This is a genomic window from Rhizobium grahamii (assembly GCF_009498215.1).
Taxonomy (GTDB): Bacteria; Pseudomonadota; Alphaproteobacteria; order Rhizobiales; family Rhizobiaceae; genus Rhizobium; species Rhizobium grahamii_A.
This window is the reverse complement of sequence record NZ_CP043498.1, coordinates 1,378,663-1,396,217: the sequence shown is the minus strand read 5'-3', so window position 1 is coordinate 1,396,217 and position 17,555 is coordinate 1,378,663. Positions and strand designations below refer to the sequence as shown.

Below are 17,555 nucleotides of genomic sequence, written 5' to 3'. Positions count from 1 at the left end.
CCCGGACAAAGCCGGGCGTCTCGAATGTTTAAACCTTACTCGGCCGCTTCGGCGTAGGCTTCCAGCGGCGGGCAGGTGCAGATCAGGTTGCGGTCGCCGAAGACGTTGTCGACGCGGTTGACCGGGGACCAGTACTTGTCCACGCGGAAGGCGCCGGGGGGAAGCAGGCCTGTTCGCGCGAATAGGGGCGATCCCATTCGCCGACGAGGTCTTCGACCGTGTGCGGGGCGTTCTTCAGCGGGTTGTTGGTCTTGTCCGAGCGGCCTTCCTCGATGTCGCGGGCTTCCTGGCGGATCGCCAGCATGGCCTCGCAGAAGCGGTCGAGTTCGGCCTTGGTTTCCGATTCCGTCGGCTCGATCATCAGCGTGCCGGCAACGGGCCAGCTCATGGTCGGGGCGTGGAAGCCGCAGTCAATCAGGCGCTTGGCGACGTCGTCGACGGTCACACCCGCGCTGTCGACCAGCGGACGCGTGTCGATGATGCATTCATGCGCGACGCGGTCGGATTCCGACTTGTAGAGCACGTCATAGGCGCCCTTCAGGCGGGCGGCGATGTAGTTGGCGTTCAGGATCGCCACCTTGGTCGCCTGCGTCAGGCCTTCGCCGCCCATCATCAGGCAGTAGCTCCACGAGATCGGCAGGATCGAGGCCGAACCGAAGGCCGCCGCGGAGACGGCGCCCGAACGACCGTCGGTTTCCGGATGGCCGGGCAGATGCGGGGCAAGGTGCGACTTGACGCCGATCGGGCCCATGCCGGGACCGCCGCCGCCATGCGGGATGCAGAAGGTCTTGTGCAGGTTGAGATGGGAGACGTCGGAGCCGATGTCACCAGGGCGGGACAGGCCGACCATGGCGTTCATGTTGGCGCCGTCGAGATAGACCTGGCCGCCGTGCTTGTGCACGAGATCGCAGATCTCCTTCACCGTTTCCTCGAACACGCCATGCGTCGAGGGGTAGGTGATCATGCAGCAGGAGAGGTTCTCCGAATGTTGCTCAGCCTTGGCGCGGAAGTCGTCGAGGTCGATATCGCCGTTTTCGCGAACCTTGACGACCACGACCTTCATGCCGACCATCTGGGCGGACGCCGGGTTGGTGCCGTGCGCGGATGTCGGGATCAGGCAGACGTCGCGATGGCCGTTGCCGTTGGCGATGTGGTAGTTGCGGATCGTCAGCAGGCCCGCATATTCGCCCTGCGCGCCGGAGTTCGGCTGCATGGAGAAGGCGTCGTAGCCGGTGACGGCGCAGAGCTTTTCGGTCAGGTCGTCGATCATCTCGCGATAGCCGAGTGCCTGATCGGCCGGCACGAAGGGATGGATATCCGAAAACTCCGGCCAGGTGATCGGCAGCATTTCCGCCGTGGCGTTGAGTTTCATCGTGCAGGAGCCGAGCGGGATCATCGAACGGTCGAGTGCGAGGTCGCGGTCCGACAGACGACGGATGTAGCGCGTCATCTCGCTTTCGGCGCGGTTCATGTGGAAGATCGGATGCGTCAGGTACTCGCTGGTACGCGCGAGGCCCTTGGGCAGGCGATAGCTCGGCTCGAAATCGGCCACGGCGAAGTTACCGCCGAAGGCGCGCCAGACGGCTTCCAGCGTCGCCGGACGGGTGCGCTCGTCGAGGCTCATGCCGATCTTGGTGGCGCCGACCTTGCGCAGGTTGACGCCTTCTGCGACCGCCGCGCGCAGGATCACGCCCTGCATGTGGCCGACATCGACGGTGATGGTGTCGAAGAAGGTCTCGGGCTCGATGGTGTAGCCGAGCTTCTCAAGACCCTTGGCCATCAGCACGGCCTTCTGGTGGACCTGCTGGGCGATCGCCTTGATGCCCTTGGGGCCATGGAAGACGGCATACATCGAGGCCATGACGGCGAGCAGCACCTGCGCGGTGCAGATGTTCGACGTCGCCTTTTCACGGCGGATGTGCTGTTCGCGGGTCTGCAGCGACAGGCGGTAGGCGCGGTTGCCGCGGGCATCGACCGAGACGCCGACGAGACGGCCGGGCATGGAGCGCTTGTGGGCGTCCTTGACCGACATGTAGGCCGCGTGGGGGCCGCCGTAACCGACCGGAACGCCGAAGCGCTGCGACGAGCCGACGGCGATGTCGGCACCCATTTCGCCAGGCGACTTCAGAAGCGTCAGGGCCAGGATGTCGGCGGCGACAATGGCAATTGCACCGGTCTGGTGCAGGCGCGAGATCAGGCCGGTGAAATCATGCACATGGCCGTGCGTGCCCGGATACTGGAAGATGGCGCCGAAGACATCGACCGGATCGAGATCGGTAAAGGGGTTGCCGATGACGACGCTCCAGCCGAGCGGCTCGGCGCGGGTCTTGATCAGTTCGATCGTCTGCGGATGGCAGGCGGCATCGACGAAGAAAGCCTTGGCCTTCGACTTGGAGACGCGCTCGGCCATTGCCATGCCTTCGGCGGCAGCCGTTGCTTCGTCGAGCAGCGAGGCGTTGGCGACGTCGAGGCCGGTGAGGTCGCAGATCATCGTCTGGTAGTTCAGGAGCGCCTCGAGGCGGCCCTGGGAAATTTCCGGCTGGTAGGGCGTATAGGCCGTGTACCAGGCCGGGTTTTCCAGGATGTTGCGCTGGATAACCGGCGGCGTGATCGTGCCGTAATAGCCCTGGCCGATCAGCGAGGTCAGGACCTTGTTCTTGTTGGCGGTTTCGCGCAGCTTGTCGAGCGCCTCGCGCTCCGTCATCGGCGCGCCCCAGATGAGCGGCGCCTTCTGGCGGATGGAGGGCGGCACGGTCGCGTCGATCAGCCCGTCGAGGCTGTTATAGCCGATGACCTTGAGCATATCGGTCATTTCGGCCGGGGAAGGGCCGATGTGACGACGATTGGCGAAGTCGTAGGGCTGGTAGTCGGTAAACTGGAATTCCGTCGGCGTCGTCATTACGCGGTAAGCTCCTTGTAGGCCGCTTCGTCAAGCAGGCCGTCGGCATCGGCGGCGTTGGCGAGCTTCAGCTTGAAGAACCAGCCTGCACCCTGCGGGTCGGAATTGACCAGCGACGGATCGGCGACGATGGCGGGGTTCACTTCGGTGATTTCGCCGGCGAGCGGGCAGTAGACATCCGAGGCGGCCTTGACGGATTCGACGGTTGCCGCGTTGTCGTTCTTGCCGAAGGTCGCGCCGACTTCAGGCAGTTCCACGAACACCAGATCGCCGAGTTGCTCGACGGCATAGGTGGTGATGCCGACGGTGGCGACACCCGCCTCGATCTGCAGCCATTCGTGTTCTTCGGTGAATTTCAGCATGGGATTGTCCTCTCTGGGGAATGGGGTGTTTGGTGGAAATGTGTGGTTTGTTTTGGTTGGCGTGGTGGCGCTTTGTGCTTTCCGACCGAGGTGGTGCCGTGTGGCGCCTCCCTCTGGCCTGCCGGCCACATCTCCCCCACAGGTGGGGAGATTGGCTGGGGACGACCGATCGTTCCAACCTCACCGTCTGGCAAGGCGCCTGCTCCGGGTCGATCTCCCCCCCTTGTGGGGGAGATGTCCGGCAGGCCAGAGGGGGGCATCCCACGCGCAACGCCAGCGACGGCGGCCTGCGAACAGTGCGCCTGAACAGGCATTGCAACGATATGGATCGCCGCCGCGCTCATGGTCTTATCGCTTGTAAGTCGGCGTGACGAAGGGCAGGGCCGCGACGGTCACCGGCAGGTACCTGCCGCGAACCTCGGCGTAGACGACCGTTCCGACGTCAGCCGACGCGACCGGCACGTAGCCCATGGCAACCGGGCCTTCGACGCTGGGGCCGAAGCCGCCTGAGGTGACTTCGCCGATCTCGGTCTTGCCTTCCTGGTCGGCATAGAGCTTGGCGTGGCCGCGCACCGGCGCCTTGCCGTCGGGCTTCAGGCCGACGCGGCGGCGGGTAGCGCCGTGGTCGAGTTCGGAGAGGATGCGTTCAGCGCCCGGGAAGCCGCCGGCGCGGGCGCCGCCCGACTTGCGGGCCTTCTGGATGGCCCAGACGAGGGCTGCCTCGACGGGGGTCGTGGTGGTGTCGATGTCGTTGCCGTAGAGGCAGAGGCCGGCTTCGAGGCGCAAGCTGTCGCGGGCGCCGAGGCCGATCGGCTCGACATCGGGATGCTCAAGCAACCGCTTGGTGACATCTTCTGCCTTGTCTGCAGGGATCGAGATCTCGAAGCCATCTTCGCCGCTGTAGCCCGAACGCGACACGAGACAGGAAACGTCGTGCAGCCGGCAATGGCGCACGTCCATGAACTTCATGGCCGCGACGTCGGCCCAGAGTTCGGCCAGCACTTCAACGGCGCGTGGGCCTTGCAGCGCGATCAACGCGCGATCGAGGACAGTGATGTCGCAGGTGGCAGCGAGGTGCTTCTGAAGGTGCGCGACGTCTGCATCCTTGCAGGCGGCGTTGACGACGACGAAGAGGTGGTCGTCGAGGTGGGTAATCATCAGGTCGTCGAGAATGCAGCCATTGTCGTCGGTGAAGAAACCGTAGCGCTGGCGTCCTTCCGCAAGGCCGAGGATATCGACAGGAACGAGGCTTTCGAGCGCAAGTGCGACGTCCTCATACTTGCCCGACTTCGCCTTGATGATGACCTGGCCCATATGGGACACGTCAAAGACGCCTGCGGATGTGCGGGTCTGGATGTGTTCCTTCATGACGCCGGCCGGATATTGGACGGGCATGTCATAGCCTGCAAACGGGACCATGCGGGCGCCGAGCGACAGATGCAGCGCGTGAAGCGGAGTTTTCTTGAGGGCAGCAGTATCGTCCAACGACGCCTCCGGGGTTTGCGCCTGGAATTCCATGCGCGGGCTCAAATCTTCAGACGCAGTTGCGCCTTGCATTTCGAGCCCCCTCTGTCCCTTTGCCTGAGATTGTTATCCCTTCGGCGTGCGTTTCGAGAACGCATCTCTCCAGAGTTCCGTCTGCCCCTTGCTGGTCCTTTGGCCTGAGAGTTTCCGGGGCGGTTGCTCCTTCGGCACTGATCGCGGACGACCAGCTTCTCCCAACAAGGTCGAGGGCAATTATCTGGCCAAGGCTGTACTTGGCAAGGGGGGAATGTCGCCACCGAGCAAATTTTTGTCGCGTGTCCCGGAAGACGACGCGACCACCGATCAGTCTTCTTCGTAAAGCTTGAGCGCCTGGTTAAGGCTCGCTTGCGGCTGGCGCTGGCCCATCGTCATCAAGTCAAGCGCCACTTCCGTCGACTGGATGATCGAGGCAGTGTCATCGATATCCGCACCGGCATCGACTTTTTCGCGCCGTTCGGCGACGCGTCGCGCTTCCTTCGCAGCGATACTGGCGGGAACGCGCTTCGGGATTTTCAGGCTTTCCAGCGCCACAACGGCGGTGTCGGCGGATATGGAGATAAGCGAGACTGACATCGCATGAGGATAGCGCACCGCTCTTGGCATCCGGCTAATAAAAAGGCTGGCATTTTAAGTGATTGTGAAACCTATCTCTTCGGACAATTGGATTGGAGTGGAAAGTTGCGCTAGACCGATCTCATGACACAAGCTCTTCTCGTGGCACTTGGTGGTGCGCTTGGTTCCGTTGCTAGGTACTATGTGGGGCAGTGGGCGTTGCGCCTCGCGGGTCCGGCATTTCCGTGGGGTACCCTGACGGTGAATGTCGTCGGCTGCTTCGTCATTGGGGTGCTTTCTGAACTGATCGGGCGCAGGTTCGGCGGCTCGCTCGAGTTGCGGATGCTGCTCATGACCGGTTTCCTTGGCGGCCTTACGACGTTCTCGACCTTTTCACTCGACTCGCTCGCGCTCTTTGAACGCGGCGCGATCGTCGAAGGAACGGTGTATATGATCGCCAGCGTTGGTCTTTCGATGGGCGCCGTCTTTGCCGGACTTGCAATCATCCGCGCAGTGCTTTGAGATTCTGATTTCCGTTTTTGGCGAAAATGCTCTAAAGCGACCGGCAAAGGCCGCGCCTCATGCGCGCAACTCTTTCCGAAAGATCATCATGGCAGGTATCGAACACATCAAGGTGGAGCCGGACGAGGCGGGCATGCGGCTCGACCGATGGTTCAAGATCCACTACCCCGGACTCGGCTTCGGGCCGCTGCAGAAACTCCTACGCTCCGGTCAGGTGCGTGTGGACGGCGGCCGCGTCAAGACCGACGCGCGCGTACAGCCCGGCCAGATGGTGCGTGTGCCACCGCTGGATGTCGACGCGAAGAAGACCGGCCCGATCGCCAGCCACGACCTGAAGCACGGCGACGATTACGACTTGCTGCAGCGCATGGTTCTCCACGAGGACGACAAGGTGATCGTGCTGAACAAGCCGGCCGGCCTTGCCGTACAGGGCGGCTCCGGCGTGACGCGCAACATCGACAAGATGCTCGAAGCCTGGACCAACAAGAAGGGCGAAAAGCCGCGACTGGTGCATCGCCTCGACCGCGACACGTCGGGCGTGCTTGTCATCGCCCGCACCCGCGGGGCGGCACAAAAGCTGACCGCGGCTTTTCGCGAGCGTGATACCAAGAAGACCTACTGGTCGCTGGTCAAGGGCGTGCCGCGCAAGCACGAGGACAAGATCTCGACCTGGCTGGTGAAGGAACAGACGCCGGACGGCGACCGGATGCGCGTGTGCAAGCATGGCGAGGAGGGCGCGGATCACGCGATCTCCTATTACCGTGTGCGCGAGACCGCGGCGCAGAACCTCGCCTGGTTGGAGATGGAGCCGTATACCGGCCGCACGCACCAGTTGCGCGTCCACGCGCTCCATATCGGCCATCCTATTATCGGCGATCCGAAATACTTCGACGACGATCTCAACTGGCCGTTCCCAGGCGGCGTGCAGAAGAAGCTGCACCTGCATGCGCGCAAGATCGATATCCCACATCCGAACGGTGGTCGGCTTCGCGTCACCGCGCCGCTGCCGCCGCACATGGTCCAGACCTGGAACCTGCTCGGCCTCGATCTCGCATCCGCAGACAGGGAAGACTACGAATGAAACTGGCGTTGTTCGATTGCGACGGCACGCTCGTGGACAGTGCCGGGCTGATCCATGAGGTCATGGCGCGTACCTTCGTGCATTTCGGTTACGACCGGCCGCCCATTGGGCTGACCAAATCGATCATCGGCCTGACGCTTGATATCGCCATCGCCCGGATGCTGGGAAAACCGCATGTCGATGACGAGGCTGTTGCGATGACGGCGCATTACAAGGCGATCTATGCCGATGTTCGCGACGAGCCGGGTATGGATGTCCCTCTGTTCGACGGCATTAAGCTGCTGGTCAATACGTTGGCCACGCAGGACGAAATCCTGATTGGTGCGGTCACCGGCAAGTCGAGGCGTGGTCTTGTGCACGTGCTTGAGACCCATGGGTTTGCGCCGCATTTCATCGTTTCGCGTACCGCCGACGATTGCCCCTCGAAGCCTCATCCCGCGATGGTCAGTGAATGCTGCGATGAAACGGGAATGAATCCGACTGATACCATTGTCATCGGCGACGCTGTTTACGATATGCAAATGGCAAAGGCAGCCGGTGCGACGGCCGTGGGTGTCTCGTGGGGTTATGCCAGCGTCAGCGACCTCGTCGCAGCTGGCGCCGATAGCATCGCCTATCACCCGGACGACATTCTGAAACACTTTCCGCGAGGGTAACCATGCGCGATCTCCTGAACGACTTGTCCGAGGGCCTGAGCCATCCTGATCCGATCCGACGGGCACAGGTTCAGATGAAGAAGCCGCTGCCGAAGCGCTTCTACAAGAATGTCGAAATCACACCGCGCGATGAGGGTTTCGCAATTGAGCTCGACGGCAAGGCCGTCCGTACGCCCGCGCGTCATGTGCTTGCCGTTCCAACACGAGCGCTGGCCGAACTGGTTGCCCGGGAATGGGAGGCACAGGCGGATGTGATCGACCCTGCGATGATGCCGGTTACCAGGCTCGTCAACACGGCGATCGATGGCGTTACCACCGACACGCAGGCCGTTTTTGAGGATATTTTGCGCTTTTCGACAAGCGATTTGCTCTGCTACCGCGCCGACGGGCCGAAGGAGCTTGTGGATCGCCAGCGAAATCGCTGGGATCCCGTTCTCGATTGGGCAGCGGAAGCCTTCGGCGCGCGCTTCATCCTGATCGAGGGTATCATGCACCACGATCAGCCCCGCGAGGCGGTTTCCGCCTTTTCCGCCGCGCTGCGCCCCCACTCGACTGCTATCGAGCTGGCTGCCCTCCATACAGTGACGACGCTGACGGGTTCGGCTCTGCTGTCGCTCGCATTCGCCGAGGCGTTCCTTCCGTCTGACGATATCTGGTCGCTTGCTCATCTCGATGAGGACTGGACGATCGAGCATTGGGGGCAGGATGAAGAGGCGGAACAGAGGCGCGCTCAGCGCTTCGAAGATTTCAAAGCTGCCACGGACGTTTTTTTGGCCTTGAGGGGTTGAAATCAGTTGCCTTGATGCTGGTTATGGCGAAAATCTGCGACTCTATCGGGGGCGGACGCGGATTTTTTGAATGAACTGTTTCAGGTCGTGCTTTTTTCGGGTCGCACTTGTCTGCATGGCTTTGGCATCCTGTGCCTCCCTGTTTGGAAAGCAGGATCCCGGCCCGGTTTATGATGTCCGCAACGCTATCATTCTCTCGGGGCCGAACATGCCTCCGGCCCTGCTGTCCGGGATAGGCGATCGCGTCAACAAGGCGATCAACGCCACCGTCCGCACGGAAGTCTATCCTCGGGTCGTGCTTACGATCCGCATCGTTTCGATCAGGCGGCAGCAGGGCTACGAAAAGAACCAGACCGTGGCCGACATCACCGTCGATGCCGCCTCCGTCGAAGACGGTTCGGTCATTGCCGTCAGCAAGTTCTCCGTTACCAGTGTATCGAACAATTCGAGCTCGGCCGACGAAATCCTGGCAGAGGATATTTCGGCACGGATTCGCTCGATCTTCACGCTCAAGGCCGGATCCGCATAATCAGCAGCCGCCTTGGCGGCGAGGAGTGTCCATGAAGGAAATTCTCGAAGAACTCGAGCGCCGCCGTGGCATCGCCAAGTTGGGCGGCGGGCAGCAGCGGATCGATGCGCAGCATCAGCGCGGAAAGCTCACCGCACGCGAACGCATCGACCTGTTTCTCGACGAGGGATCCTTCGAGGAGTTCGACATGTTCGTGGAACATCGCTCCAGCGACTTCGGGATGGAAAAGAACCGGATTGCCGGCGATGGCGTGGTGACCGGCTGGGGCACGGTCAACGGACGCACGGTTTTCGTCTTCGCGAAGGACTTCACGGTTTTCGGCGGCTCGCTTTCCGAGGCGCATGCCGAGAAGATCATGAAAGTGCAGGACATGGCGCTCAAGAACCGGGCGCCGATCATCGGCATCTACGATGCGGGCGGGGCGCGTATTCAGGAAGGCGTTGCAGCGCTCGGAGGATACGCCGAGGTATTCCAGCGCAACGTTCTGGCTTCAGGTGTCATTCCGCAGATTTCCGTGATCATGGGGCCGTGTGCCGGCGGCGACGTCTATTCGCCTGCCATGACCGATTTCATCTTCATGGTGCGCGATACGTCGTACATGTTCGTGACCGGACCGGATGTGGTCAAGACGGTGACGAACGAGACGGTCACGGCGGAAGAACTCGGCGGGGCATCGGTCCATACCACGCGTTCGTCCATTGCAGACGGCGCCTATGACAACGATGTGGAGGCATTGCTGCAGGTCCGGCGCCTGATCGACCTTCTGCCGCAATCGAATACATCTCCGTTGCCGGAGATCGAATGTTACCAGTCGGTGACAGATGTCGACTCGTCTCTGGACACGCTGGTTCCAGCAAACGCGAACAAGCCTTACGACATCAAGGAACTGATCCTGAAGACGGTCGACGAGGGCGATTTCTTCGAGATCCAGGCGAGCTTTGCGAAAAACATTGTCTGCGGCTTTGGCCGTGTCGAGGGATCGACGGTCGGCTTCGTCGCAAATCAGCCGATGGTGCTCGCCGGCGTGCTCGACAGCGATGCATCCCGCAAGGCCGCGCGCTTCGTGCGCTTCTGCGACTGCTTCAATATTCCGATCGTCACCTTCGTCGACGTGCCCGGCTTCCTGCCGGGTACGGCGCAGGAATACGGCGGGCTGATCAAGCATGGCGCGAAGCTGCTGTTTGCCTATGCCGAGGCAACGGTCCCGAAGCTGACCGTCATTACGCGCAAGGCATTCGGCGGTGCCTACGACGTCATGGCCTCGAAGCATCTACGCGGCGATCTCAATTATGCATGGCCGACGGCACAGATTGCTGTCATGGGCGCGAAGGGCGCTGTCGAGATCATCTTCCGCAAGGATATTGCCGATCCGGAGAAGATCGCGGCTCATACGAAGATGTACGAGGACCGATTCCTTTCGCCTTTCGTCGCGGCGGAGCGTGGTTACGTCGATGAGGTCATCATGCCTCACTCGACCCGCAGGCGACTTGCACGTGGTCTCAAGATGTTGCGCAACAAGAACCTGACAAATCCATGGAAGAAGCACGACAATATTCCACTTTGAAGTGAAGTATTGGCAAAAGCCGAGTAAAATCAAAAGGAAGTGATTGCACGTCAGTAATCCGTGTATTCATTTCATTTGACGGACCGGCTAACGCTCGCTTGTCTTTACTTAATAGGAGAGTTTTCATGTCCAGTTTGGAACGTCTGAGCGCGTATCAGCCCTACGCGCTCGCCGCTCTGCGCATCATCACGGCATTGCTGTTCATCGAACACGGCACGATGAAGCTTTTTGCGTTTCCAGCCGCTCAGATGGAAGGCTCGCTGCCTCCGCTGATGCTGTTCGCCGCCCTGCTTGAGGTCGTCGGCGGTGTACTCGTGCTCGTCGGTTTCCTGACGCGGCCGATCGCTTTCATTCTTTCCGGTGAAATGGCGTTTGCCTATTTCATGGCGCACTATCCGAAGAGCTTCTACCCGGCGCTCAACGGTGGCGACGGCGCCATTCTCTTCTCCTTCGTCTTCCTGTTCCTGTTCTTTGCAGGTGCAGGCGCGCTGTCGGTCGACAAGCGCAAAGCTGCCTGAATATGACTGCGGCCGCCCGATGGGCGGCCGCAACAGTTTTGGGGAACTTGAATAACCCGTGAGGGCGCCTCAGGCGAGGCGCTCCGCATGCCACCGGAGATGGTCGTCCATGAAGGTGGAGATGAAGTAGTAGGAGTGATCGTAGCGCTCATGCATGCGCAAGGTCAGCTTGATATCAGTGTCCTTCACTGCTTCCTCGAACCGCCACGGCCGCAGACCATTCTCCAGGAAACCATCGGCCTTGCCCTGGTCGATCAGGAACTCCGGAAAGCGTGCGCCATCGCTGACCAATGAGCAGGCGTCGTACTGACGCCAGGCGGCGCGATCGGAGCCGAGGTACTTTTCGAAGGCCGGTACGGACCAGTCGGCGGTCGACGGTTCGACGATCGGCGCGAAGGCAGAGCAGCTCTTGAAACGGTCAGGGTTTTTCAAGGCAATCGTCATAGCGCCGTGACCGCCCATCGAGTGACCGAAGATGCCCTGACGGCTCATGTCCATCCGGAAGTGCTGGCTGACGAAGGCTGGCAGCTCTTCGGTGATGTAGCTGTACATCTGGTAGTTCTCGGCCCATGGCTTCTCGGTGGCGTCGAGATAGAAACCGGCGCCTTTGCCCATCTGCCAGTTGGTGAGCTCGTCGGGCACATCGTTGCCGCGCGGGCTCGTGTCGGGGCAGATGATGATCAAGCCGAGTTCGGCGGCCATCCGCCGGTATTCACCCTTTTCCATGACGTTGGCGTGGGTGCAGGTCAGGCCCGAAAGATACCAGAGGACGGGGCAGGGCTCCTTGGTCGCCTGCGGAGGAACGAAGACCGCAAATGTCATGTCGCACTTGCAGGTCTCCGACGTGTGGCTAAAGACGCCCTGCATGCCGCCGAAGGCGGTCGCCTGGGATAGGATATTCATTCTATTCTCCTGATGGTGGCGTGACGGCTTTGGCGCGGCGGCACAGGCGGTCGAATGTCTCGAGAAACTGAGAGCGATCCCGTGGGCTGAATGCGGCGTTGTAGCCCTTGCTTTCGCCGGTCTCGCGCAGATGCGCGCCGAGATCACGCATGGCGCTCGCCATGCCGATATTGGTGTCGTCGAAGACGCGGCCGGTCGGGCCTGTGACGAAGGCGCCTGTCGCCACGCAGCGAACCGCGAGCGGCACATCCGCGGTCACGACGATGTCGCCTGCGCCGGCATGTTCGGCAATCCAGTTGTCGGCCGCGTCGAAGGCAGCGGAGACGATCACGATGCGCACCATCGGATCACGCGAGGGGCGCAAGCCGGAGTTGGCAACCAAAGTGACTTCGATGCCGTGGCGCTCGGCGACCTTGAGTATCTCCGGCTTCACAGGGCATGCGTCGGCGTCCACGTAGATCATGATGCCGTCCCGTCGGAGTTCGCCGACCGGCGCATATCGATGTGGGGAATCCCGTCTTCGAGGTATTCGTCCGACGTGGCGACGAAGCCGAACGATTCGTAGAACCTGCGCAAATGGCTCTGTGCGGATAGCGCGATGTCACTCTTCGGAAAGAGACGCTCGCAAGCGCTGACGGCTTCCGCCATCACGGCCTGGCCAAGCCTCTGGCCTCGCTGCGCAGGCGAAACGACGACACGTCCGATCTTGGCAACACCCTTGTCTCCATGTGGCTCGAACAGACGCGCGGCCGCCAGAAGCTCATCTCCAGCCATCAACCGGAGATGCAGGGCGTCACCGTCCTTGCCGTCGAGCTCGGGATAGGGGCAGTTCTGCTCGACGACGAAGACGTCGACGCGCATCTTCAACAATGCATACAGCTCGACCGCGGAGAGCTCATCGAGCCTCCGCGCATCGACCGTGTAGTTTGGCTGGGTGGTCAATAGACCACCACGCCGCGAATGCTCTCACCCTTGTGCATGAGGTCGAAGCCCTTGTTGATGTCTTCGAGCGGCATGGTGTGGGTGATCATCGGATCGATCTGGATCTTGCCCTCCATGTACCAGTCGACAATCTTCGGCACGTCCGTGCGGCCACGCGCGCCGCCGAAGGCGGTGCCCATCCAGTTGCGGCCGGTGACGAGCTGGAACGGACGGGTGGAGATTTCCTGGCCGGCGCCGGCAACGCCGATGATGACCGATTTGCCCCAGCCGCGATGCGACGATTCCAGCGCCTGGCGCATGACCTTGGTGTTACCGGTGCAGTCGAAGGTGTAGTCGGCGCCGCCGATCAGGTCGCCATGGCGCTTCGTCATGTTGACGAGGTAGGGCACGATGTCGTCGCCGACCTCCTTCGGGTTGACGAAGTGGGTCATGCCGAACTTCTCGCCCCAGGCCTTGCGGTCCGGGTTGATGTCGACGCCGATGATCATGTCGGCGCCGGCAAGGCGCAGGCCCTGCAGGACGTTCAAGCCGATGCCGCCGAGGCCGAAGACGATGGCCGTCGAGCCGATCTCGACCTTGGCGGTGTTGATGACCGCACCGATGCCGGTCGTCACGCCGCAGCCGATGTAGCAGACCTTGTCGAAGGGGGCGTCGGGATTGATCTTGGCGAGCGCGATCTCGGGCAGCACGGTGAAGTTCGCGAAGGTCGAGCAGCCCATGTAGTGGTGGATCTTGTCCTTGCCGATCGAGAAGCGCGAGGTACCGTCCGGCATGACGCCTTGGCCCTGCGTCGAGCGGATCGAGGTGCAGAGGTTGGTCTTGCGCGAAGTGCAGGAGTAGCATTCGCGGCATTCCGGCGTGTAGAGCGGAATGACGTGATCGCCCTTTTTCAGCGAGGTCACACCTGGACCGACGTCAACGACGATACCCGCACCTTCATGGCCGAGGATCGCCGGGAACAGGCCTTCCGGATCGGCGCCAGACAGGGTGAAGTCGTCGGTGTGGCAGATGCCGGTCGCCTTCACCTCGATCAGCACTTCGCCGGCCTTCGGGCCGTCGAGCTGTACGGTCATGACCTCGAGCGGTTTTCCTGCCTGAACGGCAACGGCGGCGCGAACGTCCATCTTCGAATTCTCCAATGCTGATTTGATCGCGCGGACTCTTGCACGCCGCATGTCGGTGGCTCAAGGAAAAACCTGCGCGAGACGCAGATTTCCTTGTTCAAATAGCAACTTGCGGCGATTGTTGTGCAATCTGCGTCAGAATAGATTTTTCACTGCGAAGACGATGGCATAGCCGTGCATCGCGATCGCCGAATAGAGGCCGAAGGCGACCATCATCCGCTCTCCATCGCTCATTTCGTCGAGCTGATGACGCGGCTTGACCGAGCGCGCACCGATCAGACTGACAATAGTGAAGACCAGCAGGCCTATCGTCAGCATCCGGGCCGGAAGGCCAATGGCAAAGCCAATGCACAGGATGCAGAGCGTCACAAAGAAGCTCGCCGCGATCTGCGATGACCGCGAACGGAAGATTTGTCGCAGGACCTGTCCGCCGTCAAAGCGATGCATCGGCAGCAGGTTCAGAAGATTGAATGCCCCGAGGATCAGAAGAAAGACGAGGGCTGGCTTAACCGCGCTCGTCGGCAAAATGCCTTGCTCGGCCAGTTGTTCCGCGAGGCAAAGTGGCGGCACCAGAAAAGCCGACATGCCAGCGCCCATCAACGCGCATGTTCCGACTTCAAAAAGCGAGCGGTAAGGCCTGCCGCCGATCGCTACACCACCCAGCAGGGGGATGAAGATCATCCGGACCGAGGGGTGGCCGAACATCCGATAGGCTGCCATGTGGCCAAGCTCATGCAGGACGATGACCAGCGTCAGGAAGGTTGAAATCATCAGGCCCTGTATGGTCAGGCCGAGAAACGGCCAGAGCAGCAACGTCGAGACGATCGCCAGCAACACCTGGACAAGCGGATGCTCGAAATACCCTTGGGGAACGGACTGGCCGGTTTTCAACCAGCCTTCCAAGGCGCGCATTTCCCGCCGTAAGGCAAAGTATCTGACGATGAGGAATGCCAAGCCTCGATAGCGATCCGTCTGGGTAATCTCGATCGTGACGCCGTTCGCGGTCTCCCGGACAATCCTGCTCTCCTGAAAATTCTTCCAGAAAGAGGGATCGAGCGTGCTGTCGTCCACGACGGACGATCTGTATCCGACTGCGTTTGCGTTGGCCGTGTCTAGTGGCTCGACCGCAAGAAGCCGGCGCAGCGGCGCTCCATGACGGTCGAGATGCTTATAGGTCTGCTCGACGAGGTTACCGCGCAGTCTGACGGGTTTGCTTGACAGGACGGAGTGATGCCAGTCGGCTGCGTCGCCGGTCGGGTTGATCGCGCTCCACAGTTTCTCGCGGGTACAATTAAAGGTGCGCCGGATAGACAAGGTCCGTTGCCCGAGCGGCAGGCGCATCAACAAGGCGAGCAGCCCGAGGTTGATGGTCAGCAGCAAGATCGCCGATTGCACCACGGTCATTCACATACTCCATTCGGGCCATTGCCGAATGGGCATATTCTAGAGCCGACGCCTTAACGAAATTGATCCGCGTCGGCACGCATCCATGTGCCAGAATGGTTCAGGCAAATTCCATGATGACGGCATCGACCGCCAGGCTTTCGCCGGGCTTTGCGTTGATCTTGCCGACAACGAGGTCGCGCTCGGCCCGCAACACATTCTCCATCTTCATTGCCTCGACGACAGCGAGGGTTTCACCGGCCTTGACCTCCTGGCCTTCAGCGACCGCAATGGAGACCACCAGTCCCGGCATGGGGCAAAGCAACAGTTTCGACGTGTCCGGAGGCAGTTTCACCGGCATCAAACGATCCAGTTCCGCGTGACGCGGCGTGAGGACCTTCGATTTTACCGAGAACCCCTGCCAGTCGATCCGTTGACCGTTGAGCAGCGGCCGCAATTGTGCGGTCACCCTGAGATTGCCGACGCGTCCGCTCCAAACGGGCTCACCGGGTCTCCAGTCGGTGACGACATTCAAGATCTCGTCGCCGATCGCGATATCCATTTCGAAGGGAACCGTCGGGATGCCTTCAAGCAGTCGCGCGGCGATGTACTCGTCGTCCAGCTTGACGACCCAGTTTTCGCTGATCGCGCCTGACGACTGACGCAGTCGATCCTTGAAGTAGTCACGTCTGTTCGCATCTATCAGGGCGGCCGACAGCGCAACGGCTGCCAAGACCGCCTGCTGGACGCCATCCGGCGTCATCGGCGCGAAACCGTCTGGATACTCCTCGGCGATGAAACCCGTCGAAAGCCGTCCCTCCCGCCACCGCGAATGCTTCATCAGCGAGGCGAGGAAGGGCACGTTGTGTTCGATGCCATCGACAACGAAGCCGTCGAGGGCCTGGCCCATCGCCTCGATCGCTTCCAGGCGGGTGGGGGCCCAGGTGCAGAGCTTGGCGATCATCGGGTCGTAATACATCGAGATCTCGGCGCCCTCGAACACGCCGGTATCGTTTCGCACGATCGCGTTTCCAGCCTTGCCTTCGGCCGGCGGGCGATAACGCGTAAGACGGCCGATCGACGGGAGGAAGTTTCTATAGGGATCTTCCGCGTAGAGACGGCTTTCGACCGCCCAGCCGTTCAGGCGGATATCGTCCTGCGTGAGTGCCAGCGGTTCACCGGCAGCGACCCGAATCATCTGCTCGACCAGATCGATACCCGTGATGAGTTCGGTCACCGGATGCTCGACCTGCAGGCGGGTGTTCATTTCGAGGAAGTAGAAATTGCGGTCCCGGTCGACGATGAACTCCACCGTCCCGGCGCTCCGATAGTCCACCGCCTTGGCGAGTGCGACCGACTGTTCGCCCATGGCCTTGCGGGTCGCTTCGCCGAGGAACGGTGAAGGAGCCTCCTCGACCACCTTCTGGTTCCGGCGCTGGATCGAGCATTCGCGCTCTCCGAGATAGACGACATTTCCATGAGCGTCCGCGAGGATCTGGATTTCGATATGGCGAGGCTCGACGATGTACTTTTCGATGAAGACCCGGTCGTCACCAAACGAACTCCTGGCTTCGGACCGGGCGCGGTCAAAACCGTCGCTGATATCGGCCTGGTTCCATGCAATGCGCATGCCCTTGCCGCCGCCGCCCGCCGATGCCTTGATCATCACGGGATAGCCTATTTCGCCGGCAATGCGTTCGGCGTGGTCAGCGTCTTCGATGACGCCGAGGTGGCCAGGAACGGTCGAAACCTTCGCAGCATTTGCAAACTTCTTCGATTCGATTTTGTCGCCCATTGCCTCGATCGCGCGCGGTTTCGGACCGATGAAGACAATACCCTCCTTCTCGAGGGCTTCACAGAACGATGCGCGCTCGGACAGGAAGCCGTAGCCGGGGTGGACGGCTTCGGCGCCCGTCAATTTGCAAGCCGCGATGATCCTGTCCGCGACAAGATAGCTTTCGGAGGCCGGCGCTGCGCCTATGTGGACAGCTTCGTCAGCCATTTCGACATGCAAGGCATCCCGATCGGCGTCGGAATAGACCGCGACAGTCGCGATGCCCATCCGGCGCGCAGTTTTGATGACGCGACAAGCGATTTCGCCGCGATTCGCGATCAGGATCTTGTTGAACATGAAGACTCCACCCGTGAGATGCGTACCCGAAGTCTTACGCATAAAGTTCGGGAGGCACAATCACATGCGAAGTCTTC

Annotated in this window: 16 protein-coding genes, 1 pseudogene and 1 riboswitch; of the genes and pseudogenes, 7 read left to right on the top strand and 10 right to left on the bottom strand. The window is 61.2% G+C overall.

From position 1 onward, the window contains the following. Nucleotides 1–35: 35 nt before the first annotated feature. The 4 genes and pseudogenes from gcvP to FZ934_RS06940 form a co-directional block, all read right to left on the bottom strand. A pseudogene (gene gcvP, locus FZ934_RS06955) lies at nucleotides 36–2,899 on the bottom strand (aminomethyl-transferring glycine dehydrogenase). Beyond that, a complete protein-coding gene (gene gcvH, locus FZ934_RS06950; RefSeq protein WP_056814156.1) occupies nucleotides 2,899–3,261 on the bottom strand; it encodes a glycine cleavage system protein GcvH in 363 nt (120 codons plus the stop codon). The pseudogene gcvP and the gene gcvH overlap by 1 nt, the downstream one beginning before the upstream one ends. 348 nt (nucleotides 3,262–3,609) lie before the next feature. Next, nucleotides 3,610–4,746 (bottom strand): glycine cleavage system aminomethyltransferase GcvT, encoded by a 1,137-nt coding sequence (gene gcvT, locus FZ934_RS06945; RefSeq protein ID WP_153270469.1) that lies wholly within the window; start codon nucleotides 4,744–4,746, stop codon nucleotides 3,610–3,612. Between the two features lie 154 nt (nucleotides 4,747–4,900). After that, nucleotides 4,901–4,992: riboswitch (glycine riboswitch) on the bottom strand. A 96-nt stretch (nucleotides 4,993–5,088) separates the two neighbouring features. After that, nucleotides 5,089–5,358 carry a hypothetical protein gene (locus tag FZ934_RS06940; protein WP_153272382.1) on the bottom strand — a complete coding sequence of 90 codons (270 nt, stop codon included), beginning with the start codon at nucleotides 5,356–5,358 and terminating at the stop codon, nucleotides 5,089–5,091. 123 nt (nucleotides 5,359–5,481) lie between these two features. Here FZ934_RS06940 and crcB point away from each other — a divergent pair, with 123 nt between their 5' ends. The 7 genes from crcB (at nucleotide 5,482) to FZ934_RS06905 (ending at nucleotide 10,995) form a co-directional block, all read left to right on the top strand. After that, a complete protein-coding gene (gene crcB / locus FZ934_RS06935) occupies nucleotides 5,482–5,859 on the top strand; it encodes a fluoride efflux transporter CrcB (protein WP_153270468.1) in 378 nt (125 codons plus the stop codon). Between the two features lie 88 nt (nucleotides 5,860–5,947). After that, entirely contained in the window at nucleotides 5,948–6,940 is a 993-nt protein-coding gene (locus FZ934_RS06930) for an RluA family pseudouridine synthase (protein ID WP_153270467.1), read from the top strand. Continuing rightward, complete coding sequence (locus FZ934_RS06925) at nucleotides 6,937–7,596, top strand: HAD-IA family hydrolase (protein ID WP_153270466.1); 660 nt, start codon at nucleotides 6,937–6,939, stop codon at nucleotides 7,594–7,596. The genes FZ934_RS06930 and FZ934_RS06925 overlap by 4 nt, the downstream gene beginning before the upstream one ends. A gap of 2 nt (nucleotides 7,597–7,598) precedes the next feature. After that, nucleotides 7,599–8,384 carry an ATP12 family chaperone protein gene (locus FZ934_RS06920; protein WP_153270465.1) on the top strand — a complete coding sequence of 262 codons (786 nt, stop codon included), beginning with the start codon at nucleotides 7,599–7,601 and terminating at the stop codon, nucleotides 8,382–8,384. 70 nt (nucleotides 8,385–8,454) lie between these two features. Further along, nucleotides 8,455–8,913 (top strand): hypothetical protein, encoded by a 459-nt coding sequence (locus tag FZ934_RS06915; protein ID WP_153270464.1) that lies wholly within the window; start codon nucleotides 8,455–8,457, stop codon nucleotides 8,911–8,913. 31 nt (nucleotides 8,914–8,944) lie between these two features. Beyond that, complete coding sequence (locus FZ934_RS06910; RefSeq protein ID WP_153270463.1) at nucleotides 8,945–10,477, top strand: acyl-CoA carboxylase subunit beta; 1,533 nt, start codon at nucleotides 8,945–8,947, stop codon at nucleotides 10,475–10,477. 125 nt (nucleotides 10,478–10,602) lie between these two features. Further along, on the top strand, nucleotides 10,603–10,995 hold the full coding sequence (locus FZ934_RS06905; protein WP_153270462.1) for a DoxX family protein: 393 nt from the start codon (nucleotides 10,603–10,605) through the stop codon (nucleotides 10,993–10,995). Between the two features lie 69 nt (nucleotides 10,996–11,064). On the opposite strand, the gene fghA is transcribed toward FZ934_RS06905, so the two are convergent. The 6 genes from fghA to FZ934_RS06875 form a co-directional block, all read right to left on the bottom strand. After that, entirely contained in the window at nucleotides 11,065–11,898 is an 834-nt protein-coding gene (fghA, locus tag FZ934_RS06900) for an S-formylglutathione hydrolase (protein WP_153270461.1), read from the bottom strand. 1 nt (nucleotide 11,899) lies between these two features. Continuing rightward, a complete protein-coding gene (locus tag FZ934_RS06895; RefSeq protein ID WP_153270460.1) occupies nucleotides 11,900–12,361 on the bottom strand; it encodes a YaiI/YqxD family protein in 462 nt (153 codons plus the stop codon). After that, a complete protein-coding gene (locus FZ934_RS06890; RefSeq protein WP_246737850.1) occupies nucleotides 12,358–12,840 on the bottom strand; it encodes a GNAT family N-acetyltransferase in 483 nt (160 codons plus the stop codon). Before FZ934_RS06890 ends, FZ934_RS06895 begins: the two co-directional genes overlap by 4 nt. Further along, nucleotides 12,837–13,964: an S-(hydroxymethyl)glutathione dehydrogenase/class III alcohol dehydrogenase gene (locus FZ934_RS06885; RefSeq protein WP_153270459.1), complete on the bottom strand. Its 1,128-nt coding sequence runs from the start codon at nucleotides 13,962–13,964 to the stop codon at nucleotides 12,837–12,839. Before FZ934_RS06885 ends, FZ934_RS06890 begins: the two co-directional genes overlap by 4 nt. 135 nt (nucleotides 13,965–14,099) lie before the next feature. Continuing rightward, a complete protein-coding gene (locus tag FZ934_RS06880; RefSeq protein ID WP_153270458.1) occupies nucleotides 14,100–15,368 on the bottom strand; it encodes a hypothetical protein in 1,269 nt (422 codons plus the stop codon). A gap of 100 nt (nucleotides 15,369–15,468) precedes the next feature. Next, nucleotides 15,469–17,478, bottom strand: a complete 2,010-nt coding sequence (locus FZ934_RS06875) for an acetyl-CoA carboxylase biotin carboxylase subunit (protein ID WP_153270457.1) — start codon at nucleotides 17,476–17,478, stop codon at nucleotides 15,469–15,471. Nucleotides 17,479–17,555: the final 77 nt, after the last annotated feature.

Excerpts from the sequence above, each read along its gene's own strand:
- FZ934_RS06910 (WP_153270463.1), top strand. The coding sequence starts at position 8,945 with ATGAAGGAAATTCTCGAAGAACTCGAGCGCCGCCGTGGCATCGCCAAG.
- FZ934_RS06925 (WP_153270466.1), top strand. The coding sequence starts at position 6,937 with ATGAAACTGGCGTTGTTCGATTGCGACGGCACGCTCGTGGACAGTGCC.
- crcB (WP_153270468.1), top strand. The coding sequence starts at position 5,482 with ATGACACAAGCTCTTCTCGTGGCACTTGGTGGTGCGCTTGGTTCCGTT.
- FZ934_RS06885 (WP_153270459.1), bottom strand. The coding sequence starts at position 13,964 with ATGGACGTTCGCGCCGCCGTTGCCGTTCAGGCAGGAAAACCGCTCGAG.
- FZ934_RS06875 (WP_153270457.1), bottom strand. The coding sequence starts at position 17,478 with ATGTTCAACAAGATCCTGATCGCGAATCGCGGCGAAATCGCTTGTCGC.
- FZ934_RS06895 (WP_153270460.1), bottom strand. The coding sequence starts at position 12,361 with ATGATCTACGTGGACGCCGACGCATGCCCTGTGAAGCCGGAGATACTC.
- FZ934_RS06930 (WP_153270467.1), top strand. The coding sequence starts at position 5,948 with ATGGCAGGTATCGAACACATCAAGGTGGAGCCGGACGAGGCGGGCATG.
- FZ934_RS06880 (WP_153270458.1), bottom strand. The coding sequence starts at position 15,368 with ATGACCGTGGTGCAATCGGCGATCTTGCTGCTGACCATCAACCTCGGG.
- FZ934_RS06920 (WP_153270465.1), top strand. The coding sequence starts at position 7,599 with ATGCGCGATCTCCTGAACGACTTGTCCGAGGGCCTGAGCCATCCTGAT.
- FZ934_RS06905 (WP_153270462.1), top strand. The coding sequence starts at position 10,603 with ATGTCCAGTTTGGAACGTCTGAGCGCGTATCAGCCCTACGCGCTCGCC.
- FZ934_RS06915 (WP_153270464.1), top strand. The coding sequence starts at position 8,455 with ATGAACTGTTTCAGGTCGTGCTTTTTTCGGGTCGCACTTGTCTGCATG.
- FZ934_RS06940 (WP_153272382.1), bottom strand. The coding sequence starts at position 5,358 with ATGTCAGTCTCGCTTATCTCCATATCCGCCGACACCGCCGTTGTGGCG.
- fghA (WP_153270461.1), bottom strand. The coding sequence starts at position 11,898 with ATGAATATCCTATCCCAGGCGACCGCCTTCGGCGGCATGCAGGGCGTC.
- gcvH (WP_056814156.1), bottom strand. The coding sequence starts at position 3,261 with ATGCTGAAATTCACCGAAGAACACGAATGGCTGCAGATCGAGGCGGGT.